Raw genomic sequence first — 14,774 nt, forward strand, 5'->3', positions numbered from 1 at the left:
AGGGCCCGCCAAAGGCGGGCGTCTCGAAGGATCGCCACAGAGAAATTGGCCCCATATGCGATGGCCGCTCCCATCTCCGGCGGCGGACATTGCGCGTTCAAGCGCACACACCAGCCTTTTTGCCAGGATCACATCGTGCCGGTGTTTTGCCCGACGAGTCAACATCGTCGCGGTGAAGAATGTTGTCACGGCACAATTCGAAAATCCCTTACCGATCAAGGCTGCTTCTACTGTGCATGGGGTTGTTTTCGATCTTTTTGTTTTGAGGGCTCAGGCTCGCATGCCCGACCGCATACCGCAGCCGGCGCGATCGTCTGATCTTCGCGCATACACAGCATGCAACCATATGCCTGTGGAAGCAGCGTTGGGCATAGTACATGCCGGACAGACCATCGAAGCCCAGCCGCCGGAGCACACGCAGGCAATGACAATGACGTTACCTGCCGCCGCGCGCGAGCCCGAACGCACAGTGTCCGATGGCTTGCCGACGGAGCGGCGGCGCTGGGCCATTGCCGCGATCTTCACCGCGCTGGCAATGGCCTCGCTCGATACCGCGATCGCCAACATTGCGCTGCCCGCCATCGCGGCCGATCTGCATGTCAGCCCGGAGCAATCGGTCTGGGTCGTCAACGTCTATCAGATCGCACTGGTCGCGACGCTGCTGCCGCTCGGCGCGCTTGGCGAGATCGTCGGACACCAGCGCATCTATCTCGGCGGCCTGATCCTGTTCACCGTGGCATCGCTGCTCTGCGCGGTCGCCTGGTCGCTGGAGAGCCTGCTGGTGGCGCGCACGCTGCAAGGCCTCGGCGCGAGCGGCATCATGAGCGTCAACACCGCGCTAGTGCGCTTCGTCTATCCCGGCCGGATGCAGGGCCGCGGCTTCGGCCACAACGCGATGGTGGTCGCGACCGCCTTCACCTTTGGACCCTCGATCGCCTCCGCCATCCTCGCGGTCGGTCCCTGGCCGTGGCTGTTCGCGGTCAACATCCCCTTCGGCCTCGTCGCCATCGGCATCGGGTTTGCGATGCTGCCGAAGACGCCGCGCGCGGATCACGGATTCGATTTTGTCGGCGCCGCCCTCGCCTCGGCCTGCCTCGGCCTGTTCATCACGGGGATCGGCAGCGCCGCGCATAATCTGTCGCCTGCCATGGTGGCGATCGAGCTGGTCGCGGCGCTGGTACTCGGCTTCGTCCTGATGCGCCGTCACGCCGACCATCCCGCACCGATGCTGCCGATCGACCTGTTCAGCCGGCCGATGTTCGCACTGTCGGCCGCGACTGCGGTCTGCTCCTTCGCGGTCCAGGGCCTCGCCTTCGTCTCGCTGCCGTTCTATTTCGAGGATGTGCTCGGGCGCTCGCAGGTCGAGACCGGTTTCTTCATGACGCCATGGCCGCTGGTGGTCGGGATCATGGCGCCGATCGCCGGCCGCCTGTCCGATCGCTACGCGGCCGGCCTTTTGGGCGGCATTGGGCTGGTGCTGCTCGGACTGGGCATGGCCCTGCTCGCGATGCTGCCGGCCAATCCGGGCATTCCCGACATCATCTGGCGAATGGCGATCTGCGGCATGGGCTTCGGCTTCTTCCAGGCGCCGAACATGAAGGCGGTGATGTCAAGCGCGCCGCCACATCGCAGCGGCAGCGCCTCGGGCATCGTCGCCACCGCGCGCCTGATCGGACAGACCACGGGCGCGGCGCTCGCCGCGGCCTGCTTCGCCGTGGCCGGCCATAACGGCGCGACAGTCGCGCTGGCGCTGGGCGCAGGCTTCGGCGCGCTCGGCAGCGTGATGAGCTTTTTGCGGCTCGCGGTGAAATAGAACCGTCAGGTCAAGCGAGGTGCCGCGCTGCCGGTGCGTCGGCAGTCGCCGGCGGGACCACCGTCTGATCGTCCAGCTCGGCCAAACGCACATCGATGGCATCGATGACCTTGCGCGAGAACGGTCCGAGATGCGCATAGGCGGCGATCATCTGCACCGCGATGCGCGCCGATGACGTGTCGCGCTTGGCGCAGTTCATGAAGGTCTGCCAGAGCGGGCCGCGCGCCTCGGGAATGGCGGTGACCACGCGATGCACGGTTTCCATCGCGCCGACCTTGGCACGGATGTCGCCCTCGGTGAGTTCGTGGCGCTGCCTGGAGCGGTCGAGCAACATCATCAGTTTGTCGACACGGCCGGCATAGGCGGCCGGACTATAGACGCGCTCCAGCACGGTCTTGTAGTCCGTCAGGATATCGCGCAATGGCCGCACCGGATCGAAATTGATGCCGCCGGTGCACTGGTCGCCGCCCGTGGTCGATGCCAGATCGTGGTCCGCATGCAGCCGGCCTTCCGTGGCGAGGCGGCGCGTGAGCTGCGTGTTCGGCAAGGCATAGAGCAGGCCGACCATGGCGACGGGGATAGCGGCTTCCTCGATGAAGTCGACCATGGCATTCGCCATCGAGACCTTCTCGTTGTCGAAGCCGACGATGAAGCCGGCGGTGACCAGCATGCCCGCGGCGTAGATTTTGTGGATGCTCTCGGCGATGTTGCGACGCGTATTCTGCTTCTTCCGCATTGCGACCAGCGTCGCGGGATCCGGACTCTCGATGCCGACGAAGACGGCGAAGAAATTGGCCGCACCCATCAGCTCCAGCAGCTCGGGATCGTCGGCGAGGTTGACCGAGGCCTCGGTCGAAAGTTCGAAGGGATAGCCGTGCGCGCGCTGCCATTCGGCCAGTTGCGGCAGGAACAGTCTGAGCGACTTCTTGTTACCGATGAAATTGTCGTCGACGAAGTCGAGATGGCCGCGATAGCCCATGTTGTAGAGCGTATCGAGCTCGATCAGCATCTGCTCATTCGTCTTGGTCCGCGGCACGCGGCCATAGAGCTCGATGATGTCGCAGAACTCGCAGGTGAACGGACAGCCGCGCGAATATTGCACACCGAGATAGAGATAGTCCTCGAATTTCAGCAGATCGAAACGCGGCACCGGCGTCCTGGTGACGTCGGCCTGGAATTTCGGCGCGGTGAAAACGCCGGACCGCGCGCCGCTGTCCCAAGCCGCAATGAATTCGTCGAGGACGCTTTCGGCCTCACCGAGCACCCGGAAGTCGGCCCGTTCGTAAACATGCGGACTGGACGTCGGATCGGGACCGCCAACCACCACCGGCTTGCCCGCGGCGCGGCATAGCTCGATTAGGCGCAGCGTGTCGGCCTGCTGCGGCAGCATTCCGCCGGTGAAGACGACGTCGGCCCAGGCGAGATCGTCGTCGCCGAAGGCTTGCGTGTTGCAGTCGATCAGCCGGACCGTCCAGCTCTCGGGCAACATCGCTGCGACCGTGATCAGGCCCAAGGGCGCAGCCGGGCGTCGGACACCCATCAATTTGCAGGACTCGCCAAAGCTCCAGAACGACTCCGCCGTGAACAGCGGATAGAGCATCAGTACGTTGCAACGCCGCTGCACTTTCATGGAACCCCTTTTGGCTTCGACCCAGTGTAGCAGAGCATCTCCGTGTTGCACCCCTAGAAAAGGAACAAACCGTCGCTCGCGGCTGAAGCTTTGATGTCGCCCCAGACCGCGGCACTGGCGGGGCGAATCTTCGGCTGCCACCCTCAGACTGTTGATTTGAACAGTTCCGGTTTGCCGGACACATTGCGCGCGAGTCCGATCGATGGATTGGGCCAATCTAGGGGACTTGCGATGGCAAACCTGACAATCAACGGAAAAACCTTCTCGCTCGACGTCGAGCCGGATACCCCGCTGCTCTGGGCGATCCGCGAGAATGCTGGCCTGACCGGCACCAAATATGGCTGCGGCATTGCACAATGCGGCGCCTGCACGGTTCACATGGACGGTGTCGCCATGCGCTCCTGTGGGGTCACGGTCAGCGAGGCCGAGGGCAAGAAGATCACCACGATCGAGGGGCTCGCCTCCGGCGCCACGCTGCACAAGGTGCAGGAAGCCTGGATCGCCCAGGACGTTCCGCAATGCGGCTATTGCCAGAGCGGCATGATCATGGCGGTTGCGGCACTCCTGAACGAGAACCCGAAACCGACCGACTCCGACATCGACGAGGCCATCACCAACATCTGCCGCTGCGGCACCTTCCAACAGGTGCGCGAAGCGATCCACACGATCGCAAGCGCGTAAGGAGCTGCCATGAACAAGCATGTTTCACCCCGAATGAATCGCCGCGCCTTCGTCATAGGCAGCACCGCGCTCGGCGCTGGCCTGGCGATCGGCCTCGATCTTCCCTTCGGCGGCCCGGCCGTGGTCCGCGCGGCAGACGGATCGCCTGGAGATCAACGCCTGGGTCGTGATCAAGCCCGACGACACCGTCGTGATCCGTATTGCGCGCTCCGAGATGGGTCAGGGCTCGCTCACCGGCCTCGCCCAGCTCGTCGTCGAGGAACTCGAATGCGACTGGACGAAGGTCACGACTGAATTCCCCTCGCCCGGACAGAACGTCGCCCGCAGGCGCATCTGGGGCGACTTTTCGACCGGCGGCAGCCGCGGCATCCGCGCCTCGCACGACTATGTGCGCAAGGGCGGCGCCACCGCGCGCATGATGCTGATCCAGGCGGCGGCCAATGACTGGAAGGTGCCGGCCTCCGAATGCACGGCCGCCAACAGCGTCATCACCCATACGCCGTCGGGCAAGACCACGACCTACGGCAAGGTTGCCGAGGCCGCAGCAAAGCTAGCGCCGCCCGCCGACGTCAAGCTGAAGGACCCCAAGGACTGGAAGCTGATCGGCAAGGGCGTCAAGCGGCTCGACACGCCGGACAAGGTCACCGGCACTACCGTCTACGGCATCGACGTCAAGCTGCCGGGCATGCTCAACGCCGCGATCAAGGATTGTCCCGTCACCGGCGGCAAGCTGAAGAGCTATGACGAAGCCAAGATCACCGGCATGAAGGGTGTGAAGAAGGTCGTCAAGGTCGGCGAGAGCGCGGTGGCGGTCGTGGCCGACACCTTCTGGCACGCCAAGAGCGCGCTCGATGCACTGCCGATCGTCTGGGACGAAGGCGAGAACAAGAAGGTCTCGAGCGCCTCGATCGCAAAGTGGCTGGCGGAAGGCCTCGACAGCGGCCCGGCCTATGTCGGCAATTCCAACGGCGACGCCAAGGCAGCACTGGCCGGCGCGGCGAAGACGATCGAAGCCACCTACAACTATCCCTACCAGAACCACGCCACGCTCGAGCCGATGAACGCCACCGCGCTCTACACGGCGGACAAGTGCGAGGTCTGGTGCGGCACGCAGAACGGCGAGGCGGCCTTCGCTGCGACATTGGAAGCGTCCGAGCTTCCGGCCGAGAAATGCGACGTTAACAAGCTGCTGCTGGGCGGCGGTTTCGGCCGGCGGGGCCAGACCGACTACGTACGGCAGGCGGTGCTGATCGCCAAGCAGATGCCGGGCACGCCGATCAAGCTGCTATGGACGCGCGAAGAGGACATGACGCATGGCCGCTACCATCCGATCACGCAATGCAAGCTGACCGCGGGTTTTGATGCCGACAACAATCTGACGGCATTCCATATGCGGATCTCCGGCCAGTCGATCCTTGCAAGCCTGCGGCCGGAAGCGCTGGTCAACGGCATGGATCCCGCGACTTTCGCCGGCCTCAATGCCAAGGGTGATGCGCCGTTCGGATACTCGGTCCCCAATCTCCTGATCGAGCACTCCATGCGCAACCCGCACATCATCCCGGGCTTCTGGCGCGGTGTGAACGTCAACCAGAATGCGATCTATGTCGAATGCTTCATGGACGAGCTGGCGCAGGCGGCAGGCCAGGACCCGCTGGAGTTCCGGCGCAAGCTGATGAAGGACCACCCGAAGCATCTTGCAGTGCTGGAGGCCGTGGCCGAGAAGATCGGCTGGGGCACGCCACCGCCGCAGGGCGTCTTCCGCGGGCTCGCGCACTTCGCCTCGTACGGCAGCTACGTCGCGGCGGCTGCGGAAATCTCGGTGACCGACGGCACCAAGATCAAGGTGCATCGCATCGTCGCGGCGACCGATCCGGGCTACGCCGTCAATCCAGCCCAGATCGAGCGCCAGATTGCGGGCTCTGTTCGTGTACGGCCTCAGCGGGCTGTTCTACGGCGGCTGCACCGTCAAGGACGGCGCCATCGAGCAGACCAATTTCGACACCTATGACTCGATGCGGATGGCTGCGATGCCGAAGGTGGAGTCGATCGTGATGCCGAGCGGCGGCTTCTGGGGCGGCGTCGGCGAGCCAACCATCGGCGTTGCCGGACCCGCGGTGCTCAACGCCTATTTCGCGGCGACAGGCAAGCGCATCCGCTCCGTGCCGCTGCGCGACCAGAACATCACCTTCGCTTGAGAGATCGGCTGCGGCGGCGCAAGAATGCCGTCGCAGCCTCTTGTCTGGATGATCCTGATGACCACGCGCCCGGTGACACGGCGGAACGCCTTACTGGGCATCACCGCAGCGGCGGCCGCATTGGCGGGGCCCTCGCTTTCGCGTGCGCAATCCGCAGGCCGCGTCGTCGTGGTCGGCGGCGGCTTTGGCGGCGCGGCCTGCGCCCGTGCGCTGAAGCGTGTGCAGCAGGACCTTCAGGTCATCCTGATCGAACGCAACCCGGTCTTCACCTCCTGCCCTTTCAGCAACGAAGTGATTGCGGGCCTGCGTGATCTCGAAGCGCAGCAGTTTGGCTATGACAAAATTGCCGCCGAGGGCGTCATCGTGATCGGCGAAGCCGTGACCACCATCGAGCCGCAGCAGCGCAGCGTTACGACAGCCGATGGCGTCGCCCTGCCCTACGACCGTCTCGTGCTATCACCCGGCATCGACTTTCATGTCGAGGCGCTGCCTGGCTACGACGAAGCCGCGTCGGAAACGATGCCGCACGCCTGGAAGGCCGGTGCACAGACAGCGCTGCTGCGCCGGCAGTTGGAAGCGATGGACGACGGCGGCACGGTCGCGATTGCGATCCCCGCCAATCCTCGCGCTGCCCGCCCGCGCCTTACGAACGCGCCAGCCTGATCGCGCATTATCTCAAGACGAACAAGCGGCGCTCGAAGGTCCTGATCCTCGATGCCAAGGACAATTTTTCACAGCAGCGGCTGTTCGAGAAGGCGTGGAAGGAGCTCTATGGCGACATGATCGAGCGGGTGGCGCTGTCGCAAGGCGGCCGCGTCACTTCCGTGGATCCTCGACCAGAACCATCATCACCGAGTTCGGCAACTACACCCCCGACGTCGCCAATGTGATTCCGCCGCAGCGCGCCGGACGCATCGCCGAGCTCGCCGGCGCTGCGGATGCGACCGGCTGGTGCCCGATCGATCCCGTCACTTTCGAGTCGAAACTCATCCCGAACATCCACGTGATCGGTGACGCCTGCCTCGGCGGCGGCATTCCCAAATCAGCCTCGGCCGCCAGCGCGCAAGGCAAGGCTTGCGCCGGCGCGATCGCCAGCCTCCTCGCAGGCCGCACGCCAGAGGTGCCACGGCTCACGGGCGTCTGCTACAACACCGTCGCGCCCGGTTACGGCTTCTCGCTCGCCGGCAACTATCAGCCCAGGGGCGACATCTTTGCCGAAGTCGAGGGCGGCGCGACCAGCCCTGTCGATGCGCCGCGCGAGCTGCGCGCCCGCGAGGCGGCCGAGGCGGAGGGCTGGTTTCAAACCATCACGGCGGACACCTTTGGCTAGATCGATTTTCCGTATCGCCGTGTTGATCGCAGCGAGCTTCGCATTCGCCGTCGATGCGGCGGCGCAGGTGTCCACGCCCTACAAGATCGTAGGCGACGGCATTCCGAAATCGCTGACAGGCGCGCCCGGCGATGCCGCAGGTGGCCGCGCTCTGGTATTGGCACGCACCACGACCTGCATCCTCTGCCATTCCGGGCCGTTCCCGGAAACACGGTTCCAGGGCGATCTCGCGCCCGATCTCACGGGCGCGGGGAACCGCTGGTCGACGAGCCAGTTGCGGCTTCGGTTGGTGGATGCGTCGCGCTTCAACGCTGAGACCATCATGCCGTCCTATTACCGCACGGACGGGCTCATCCGCGTCGGGCGCAATTTTGCCGGCAAGCCGATACTATCGGCCGGCGAGATCGAGGACATCGTGGCCTACCTTGCAACGCTTCGGGACTAGGACTGTTCATGCGAACCACGCGACGACAGTTTTTGACGCTCGCAGGAAGCGTCACGGCCGCCGGGACGATTCCGGTCGTCACGCTGCGGCCGCTCGCGGCCACGTCCGCCATGCTCAACAGCGCGATCCGCAATGTCGTCGGTGAAGCGCCGATCCGCACAGGCAAGGTCAAGCTCGACATTCCGCCGCTGGTCGAGAACGGCAATACGGTCCCGATGACGATCAGTGTTGCAAGCCCGATGACGGCGGAGGACTACGTCAAGAGCATCCATGTATTTAACGAAAAGAACCCGCAGCCGAACATTGGCAATTTCCATCTCGGCCCCTGGGCCGGTCACGCCCAGGTCTCGACCAGGATCCGGCTGGCCGACACCCAGAAGGTGGTCGCGATCGCCCGCCTCTCCGACGACACCTTCTGGCAGGTCACAGTCGATGTCGTCGTGACGCTGGCTGCCTGCACCGAAGAGGTAAACTGATGGCCGCAGCCCTCATCAACGTTCCCGCACGCGCAAAACGCGGCGACATCATCGAGATCCGCACGCTGACCTCGCACATCATGGAAACCGGCTTCCGGCACACGATGGACGGCGCGCTCGTACCACGCGACATCATCACGAGCTTCATCTGCCGCTACAACGGCACCGAAATCTTTCGCGCCGATCTGTTTCCCGCGATCGCGGCCAATCCCTACTTGTCTTTCTTCACGGTTGCGAAGGAGAGCGGCAGGTTCGAGTTCGAATGGATCGGCGACAACGGCTATTCGTCCACCGCATCGGCATCGATCACGGTCGAATGACTTTCTGGCGCGCAATAGCGGTGGCGGCCCTGTTCGCCACGACCCCCGCCCTGCTCGCCGGCGAGATTCCGCTGGAGGCACGCCGCTCCGGCTATGCCTTCATGGGGCCCGAAACGCGCGCGATCCAGGACGACGACAGCTCCAATCCCGGCATGCTGTTCGTGATCGAGGGCGAAGCGCTATGGACCAAGAAAGCCGGGAACGCCGACAAAGCCTGCGCGGACTGCCATGGCGACGCTCGGACCAGCATGAACGGCGTCGCGGCGCGCTACCCCGCTTTCGACAAGGCGTTCGGACGGCCTGTCACGATCGATCAGCGCATTAATCTCTGCCGCGCCAATCATCAGGAAGCAGCACCGCTGCCTTACGAAAGCCGCGACCTGCTGGCGCTGTCCGCCTTCGTCGCGCATCAGTCGCGCGGCGTCGCGATCACGGCGGGCGATGATCCGCAAGCAAAGCCTTTCCTCCAACAGGGCCGCGACCTCTTCATGCAGCGCGAGGGCCAGCTCAACCTGGCCTGCACCAATTGCCACGACGACAACTTTGACAAGCGCCTCGCGGGGGCGCCGATCACCCAAGGACAGCCGACGGGCTACCCGCTCTATCGGCTGGAATGGCAGACATTGGGATCACTGGAGCGGCGGCTGCGCAGCTGCATGAGCGGTGTCCGCGCCCAGGCCTACGACTATGGTTCGCCCGAACTTGTCGCGCTCGAGCTCTATCTGATGTCACGGGCGCGCGGCATGCCAATGGAGACGCCGGCTGTGCGACCGTGATCCGCAGAGATTAGGGCTAGGCAGGCGCGGCACGGACGCTAGTATCCCCCCAAAGAAAATGAGTCATTGGGAGGAATACAGTGGTTGACCATAAGATCTCGCGCCGCACGCTTTTGGCGGGGACGGCGGCGGCAGGCGCGCTCAGCCTCACCGGGCTTCCCGCGCGCGCCGAGGTGAATTGGAAGAAATACGCCGGGACCAAACTAGAGGTGATCCTCGCCAAGGGACCGCGTGGCGATAACTTACAAAAATACGTCAAGGAATTTACCGAGCTCACCGGCATCCAGGTCGAATCCGAGCAGATTCCCGAGCAGCAGCAGCGCCAGAAGTGCGTCATCGAGCTCACCTCGGGCCGACCGAGCTTCGACGTGGTCCATGTCAGCTATCACGTGCAGAAGCGCCAGTTCGAGAAGGCTGGTTGGCTCGCCGACATGACCCCCTTCATGAAGGATCCGACGCTGACCGCGCCCGACCTGGTCGAGAGCGATTTCTCGGCTGCCGGCCTGCAATACGCCAAGAACGACAAGGGCCAGATGCTCTCACTGCCCTGGTCGGTCGACTATTTCATTCTCTACTACAACAAGGAGCTGTTCCAGAAAAAGGGTGTCGCCGTCCCCAAGACCCTCGATGAGATGGTTGCGGCCGCGGAGAAGCTTACCGACGCCAAGGAAGGCACCTTCGGGTTCGTCGGGCGCGGCTTGCGCAACGCCAACATGGCCTTGTGGGGCAACTTCTTCCTCGACTACGGCGGTGAATTCCTCGATGCGAAAGGCAACATCCTGACGGATGGCCCGGAAGCCGTTGCCGCGACCAAGCTGTACCAGACGCTACTGACGAAGTCGGCACCTCCCGGCGTTGCCGGCTTCAACTGGATGGAGTCGATGGCCTCCTTCACACAAGGACGTTCGGCGATGTGGATCGACGGTGTCGGCTGGGCGCCGCCGCTCGAGGATCCGACCGCCTCGCGCGTGGTCGGCAAAGTCGGCTATACCGTGGTCCCGGCCGGACCAAAGGGGCAGTATTCGGCCACCTATGGCGACGGCGTCGGTATTGCCGCCGCGAGTAAAAACAAGGAAGCGGCCTATCTGCTGTGCCAGTGGATCGTCTCGAAGCAGCAGGGCGCTCGGCTGTTGCAGGCCGGCGGTGGCGTGCCGTTCCGCAACTCGATCCTGAACGATGCCGAGGTCCAGAAGGGCGTGAAGATGCCCAAGGAGTGGCTGCAATCGGTGATCGATTCCGGCAAGATCAGCAAGCTCGGACTGCCCGTCGTGATTCCGGTCGCCGAATTCCGCGACCTCGTCGGTGCCGCACTGACCGCGACCTTGTCGGGCGCGGATCCCGCGACGGAGCTGAAGAAGGCGCACGAGCAATTCCGCCCGATCCTGGAGCGCAGCGAAAAAGCGTGAGCGTGATAACACAGACGTCTCCGGCCGCGGCGCGAGACGCCGCGGCGGATAAGCCATTGCGTCCGCCGTCCTATTGGCCCTTCGTGGTGCCGGCGCTGGTCGTCGTGCTCGCCATCATCATCTTCCCGTGGCTGTTCACGATCTGGATGAGCCTGAACGAGTGGAAGGTCGGCGCGCCGACCACCTTCGTCGGGCTCTCCAACTATCTGCGGCTACCCAGTGATCCCCGCTTTATCGAGGCGGTCGGCCACACGATGGTCTACACTTTTCTCTCGGTGCTGCTGCCGCTGGTTCTGGGCACGCTCGCGGCGGTGGTGTTTCACCAGAAATTTGCCGGCCGCGGCTTCCTGCGCGGCGTCTTCATCATGCCCATGATGGCGACGCCCGTCGCGATCGCGCTGGTCTGGACAATGATGTTCCATCCGCAGCTCGGCGTGCTGAACTACCTGCTGTCGCTGGTCGGGATCCCGCCGCAGCTCTGGGTGTTTCATCCGGCAACGGTGATCCCGTCGCTGGTCCTGGTCGAGACCTGGCAATGGACACCCCTCGTCATGCTGATCGTGCTCGGCGGCCTCGCTGCCATACCGACCGAACCTTACGAGAGCGCGCAGATCGACGGCGCCAATTTCTGGCAGGTGTTCCGCTTCATCACGCTGCCGCTGATCATGCCATTCTTGTTCATCGCCGGCATGATCCGCATGATCGACGCGGTGAAGAGCTTTGACATCATCTTCGCAATCACCCAGGGCGGGCCCGGCTCGGCGTCGGAGACCATCAACCTCTATCTCTATAGCGTCGCCTTCGCCTATTACGACATCGGCTATGGCTCGGCGATCGCGGTCATCTTCTTCCTGTTGATCGTCGTGTTGGCCGCCGTGATGCTTTACTTCCGCCAGCGCATGCTGTGGACCGAGACGGGAGACGGGGCATGAACCTGCGCAGCCTTCTCGGCCGGATCGGGCTGTGGTTCGCGGTGCTCGTCATCGTGTCGCCCGCGATCCTGTTCTTCCTCTGGATGGCTTCGCTGTCGCTCAAATTCGAGATCGACAATGCCGCCTACCCGCCGGTGTTCATCCCCGAACATTTCGCCTGGAAGAACTATGCGGACGTGCTCGCCTCCAATCGCTTCCTGACCTATTTCATCAACAGCGTGATCGTGACCGGCAGCGCGACCGTGCTTGCACTGCTCACCGGTGTCCCCGCCGGCTACGGCATCGCGCGCATGGCTGCGCATAAATCCGCGATCGTGATCCTGATCGCCCGGATCACGCCGGGACTGTCCTACCTGATCCCGCTGTTTCTGCTGTTCCAGTGGCTTGGCTTGCTCGGCACTCTGGTGCCGCAGATCATCATCCATCTGGTGGTGACCGTGCCGATCGTGATCTGGATCATGATCGGCTATTTCGAGACAACGCCGCTGGAGCTGGAAGAAGCAGCGTTCATTGACGGCGCCACGCGCTGGCAGGTGTTTCGGCATGTCGCGCTGCCGATCGCGAAACCCGGCATCGCGGTTGCCTTCATCCTCGCGGTGATCTTCTCCTGGAACAATTTCGTCTTCGGTATTGTGCTGGCGGGCCGGGAGACACGCACTTTGCCCGTTGCCGTCTACAACATGATCTCGTTCGACCAGCTGAGCTGGGGCCCGCTGGCCGCGGCCGCGCTGATCGTCACCTTCCCGGTGCTGCTGCTGACCGTGTTGGCCCAGCGACAGATCGTCGCCGGGCTAACTGCGGGTGCCGTCAAGGGCGGATGATCGCTGCTGATCCCGATCGGGCCTTTACCCGACCTGCACGACGACCTTTCCCTTGGCTCGCCCCGTCTCGAGATATGCAAGCGCCTCCTTTGCCTGTTCGAACGCAAAGACCTTGTCGATCACCGGCCGGACGTGCCCAGCCCCGAGAAGCTTGCCCAGCTCTGCGAGTTGGCTGCCGTCCGGGTGTACGAACAGGAACGAATACGCCACACGGCTAGCCTTGGCACGCCGAATTATTTTGCGGCTCAGCAAGCCGAACAGAAACACCATGAAGACATTCATCCGCCGCGGGCGCGAGCGAACGCCGCGTCGGGTGGTCCGACGAGGGAGACGATTGTGCTCCCGGGCTTCAAGATCTGAAGGGATTTCTCGATTGTGTCGCCCTTCAACGTGCCCAGCACCGCATCGTAGCCGCGCAGAACATCCTCAAATTGCTGCTTCTTGTAGTCGATCACCTCATCGGCTCCAAGGCTCCGTACAAGATCCAGGTTTCCGGTACTCGTGGTCGTCCCCACTTTCACGCCAAGATAATTCGCGAGCTGAATCGCGATAGTCCCAATGCCGCCCGCACCTGCCGGGATGAATACCTTTTGGCCGGGCTGCAGCCGTGCTCGTTCCTTGAGCGCTTGCCAGGACGTTAGTCCCACCATGGGCATTGAGGCCGCCTGCGCGAAGTCCAGATTTTCCGGTTTGAGCGCGGCCACATTCTCGGGCACCGTTGCGAACTCAGCGAGAGCACCCGTGCCGCTTAGGTCGAAGATGCTGGCGAACACGGCATCGCCCGGCTTGAAGCGGGTGACGCGACTTCCGATCTCCACTACTACACCTGCGAGGTCGCTACCCAGCGTGGCCGGAAGCTGAAACCGAAGAATGGGCTTGAAGGCTCCTTTCGGAATCATGTTATCGATCGGGTTCAAACCGACCGCGCGGACTTGAACGAGAATCTCGTTCGGCTTCGGCACCGGCCGAGGCATATCCGCGAACGCGACCTGGTCTGGCCTGCCATAACGCTTTAGGACGAGTGCTCGCATGTTTGCCTATGTGCGGTTTTTCGGGTCTCGGATGTGAGCAAGTGCCGCCTGCCGTCAGAACGCGCGGACGGCGCGCGCAGGCTGCGATGCGGCTACAGTATCGAGCCGCAGGTCTTTGCGGATCCCGGCGTCCACCAGACTAGCGGGGGCAAATCTGCGAAGCAGCCGCAGGCGGTTCGCAAGCTTGCCGGCCGCGTAGCGGAGTTTCGGATGCGTTGCGCTCGCCGCTTTCAGAACGGTGTCGGCCACGACCTCCGGGTGCTCGGCCGTTGTCATCACCTCGTTCACCCGCTTGATGACGCCCGCGCGAGCCTCGCGATACTCCTCGAGCTTGGCGTCCGGCTCCATGAAGTTCGCGTCGAAGGACGTCTTCGTGTACGCAGGCTCGATGACCGAGACCCGGATGCCTCTCGTCCGCAGCTCATGGTCGAGCGATTCCGGAATAACCTTCGACCGCGTGCTTGGTCGCGGCATAGAGCGCGCCATAAGGCATCGGCAGAAAGCCAAGCACGGAGCCGATGTTGATGATACGACCGCTCCCCTGGCGTCGCATGTGAGGCACGACGGCACGCGTCATCCGGACCAGTCCGAAAAAATTCGTCTCGAAAATCGATCGAGCCTGATCGATCGAGCTCTCTTCCGCTCCGGCAGGCGCAACGCCGAAGCCGGCATTGTTCACGAGCAGATCGATGCGGCCGTCGCGCCGCATCACTTCGCCGACAGCCGCTTCAACGGATTCATCGCTGGTCACATCGAGGGCAAGCATCTCGAACGGCCGCCGGCCGGCCTGTGCGCCTCGTCTGCTGGTGCCGTAGACCTTGTAACCGGCTTTCGCGAGCCGCTCCGCGGTGGCTTCGCCGATGCCTGATGAGGCGCCGGTAACGAGAGCGACCCTTGTGTTGATCCTATTCACGAGCT

10 protein-coding genes and 4 pseudogenes are annotated in these 14,774 nt (G+C 63.6%); 11 read left to right on the plus strand and 3 right to left on the minus strand.

The window, feature by feature from the left end; all coding sequences use genetic code 11:
• Nucleotides 1-424 precede the first annotated feature (424 nt).
• Nucleotides 425-1,813, plus strand: a complete 1,389-nt coding sequence (locus AB8Z38_RS13080) for an MFS transporter (protein ID WP_369725565.1) — start codon at nt 425-427, stop codon at nt 1,811-1,813.
• Between the two features lie 10 nt (nt 1,814-1,823).
• On the opposite strand, the gene AB8Z38_RS13085 is transcribed toward AB8Z38_RS13080, so the two are convergent.
• A complete protein-coding gene (locus AB8Z38_RS13085; RefSeq protein WP_369725566.1) occupies nt 1,824-3,443 on the minus strand; it encodes a B12-binding domain-containing radical SAM protein in 1,620 nt (539 codons plus the stop codon).
• Nucleotides 3,444-3,674: 231 nt separating this feature from the next.
• Here AB8Z38_RS13085 and AB8Z38_RS13090 point away from each other — a divergent pair, with 231 nt between their 5' ends.
• The 10 genes and pseudogenes from AB8Z38_RS13090 to AB8Z38_RS13135 all read left to right on the plus strand — a co-directional run bounded on the left by AB8Z38_RS13090 (nt 3,675) and on the right by AB8Z38_RS13135 (nt 12,825).
• Nucleotides 3,675-4,124 (plus strand): (2Fe-2S)-binding protein, encoded by a 450-nt coding sequence (locus AB8Z38_RS13090; protein ID WP_369725567.1) that lies wholly within the window; start codon nt 3,675-3,677, stop codon nt 4,122-4,124.
• Between the two features lie 9 nt (nt 4,125-4,133).
• A pseudogene (locus AB8Z38_RS13095) lies at nt 4,134-6,319 on the plus strand (molybdopterin cofactor-binding domain-containing protein).
• A gap of 48 nt (nt 6,320-6,367) precedes the next feature.
• Nucleotides 6,368-7,649, plus strand: a pseudogene (locus AB8Z38_RS13100) (FCSD flavin-binding domain-containing protein).
• A complete protein-coding gene (gene soxX, locus AB8Z38_RS13105) occupies nt 7,642-8,094 on the plus strand; it encodes a sulfur oxidation c-type cytochrome SoxX (protein WP_369725568.1) in 453 nt (150 codons plus the stop codon). Before AB8Z38_RS13100 ends, soxX begins: the two are co-directional and overlap by 8 nt.
• 8 nt (nt 8,095-8,102) lie before the next feature.
• A complete protein-coding gene (locus tag AB8Z38_RS13110; protein WP_369725569.1) occupies nt 8,103-8,570 on the plus strand; it encodes a SoxY-related AACIE arm protein in 468 nt (155 codons plus the stop codon).
• Nucleotides 8,570-8,890: a thiosulfate oxidation carrier complex protein SoxZ gene (gene soxZ / locus AB8Z38_RS13115; RefSeq protein ID WP_369725570.1), complete on the plus strand. Its 321-nt coding sequence runs from the start codon at nt 8,570-8,572 to the stop codon at nt 8,888-8,890. Before AB8Z38_RS13110 ends, soxZ begins: the two co-directional genes overlap by 1 nt.
• The gene (gene soxA / locus AB8Z38_RS13120; protein ID WP_369725571.1) at nt 8,887-9,666 is read left to right on the plus strand and encodes a sulfur oxidation c-type cytochrome SoxA; all 780 of its coding nucleotides are present in this window, start codon (nt 8,887-8,889) and stop codon (nt 9,664-9,666) included. Before soxZ ends, soxA begins: the two co-directional genes overlap by 4 nt.
• A gap of 80 nt (nt 9,667-9,746) precedes the next feature.
• A complete protein-coding gene (locus AB8Z38_RS13125) occupies nt 9,747-11,072 on the plus strand; it encodes a sugar ABC transporter substrate-binding protein (protein ID WP_369725572.1) in 1,326 nt (441 codons plus the stop codon).
• Entirely contained in the window at nt 11,069-12,004 is a 936-nt protein-coding gene (locus AB8Z38_RS13130; protein ID WP_369725573.1) for a carbohydrate ABC transporter permease, read from the plus strand. Before AB8Z38_RS13125 ends, AB8Z38_RS13130 begins: the two co-directional genes overlap by 4 nt.
• Complete coding sequence (locus AB8Z38_RS13135) at nt 12,001-12,825, plus strand: carbohydrate ABC transporter permease (RefSeq protein ID WP_369725574.1); 825 nt, start codon at nt 12,001-12,003, stop codon at nt 12,823-12,825. The genes AB8Z38_RS13130 and AB8Z38_RS13135 overlap by 4 nt, the downstream gene beginning before the upstream one ends.
• A 24-nt stretch (nt 12,826-12,849) precedes the next feature.
• On the opposite strand, the pseudogene AB8Z38_RS13140 reads toward AB8Z38_RS13135, so the two are convergent.
• Nucleotides 12,850-13,856 (minus strand): annotated as a pseudogene (locus AB8Z38_RS13140) (NADP-dependent oxidoreductase).
• A 54-nt stretch (nt 13,857-13,910) separates the two neighbouring features.
• Nucleotides 13,911-14,769 (minus strand): annotated as a pseudogene (locus AB8Z38_RS13145) (oxidoreductase).
• Nucleotides 14,770-14,774 lie beyond the last annotated feature (5 nt).

This window comes from Bradyrhizobium sp. LLZ17, from assembly GCF_041200145.1.
Lineage (GTDB): Bacteria > Pseudomonadota > Alphaproteobacteria > Rhizobiales > Xanthobacteraceae > Bradyrhizobium.

Excerpts from the sequence above, each read along its gene's own strand:
- AB8Z38_RS13080 (WP_369725565.1), top strand. The coding sequence starts at position 425 with ATGACAATGACGTTACCTGCCGCCGCGCGCGAGCCCGAACGCACAGTG.
- AB8Z38_RS13085 (WP_369725566.1), bottom strand. The coding sequence starts at position 3,443 with ATGAAAGTGCAGCGGCGTTGCAACGTACTGATGCTCTATCCGCTGTTC.
- AB8Z38_RS13090 (WP_369725567.1), top strand. The coding sequence starts at position 3,675 with ATGGCAAACCTGACAATCAACGGAAAAACCTTCTCGCTCGACGTCGAG.
- AB8Z38_RS13110 (WP_369725569.1), top strand. The coding sequence starts at position 8,103 with ATGCGAACCACGCGACGACAGTTTTTGACGCTCGCAGGAAGCGTCACG.
- soxZ (WP_369725570.1), top strand. The coding sequence starts at position 8,570 with ATGGCCGCAGCCCTCATCAACGTTCCCGCACGCGCAAAACGCGGCGAC.
- soxA (WP_369725571.1), top strand. The coding sequence starts at position 8,887 with ATGACTTTCTGGCGCGCAATAGCGGTGGCGGCCCTGTTCGCCACGACC.
- AB8Z38_RS13135 (WP_369725574.1), top strand. The coding sequence starts at position 12,001 with ATGAACCTGCGCAGCCTTCTCGGCCGGATCGGGCTGTGGTTCGCGGTG.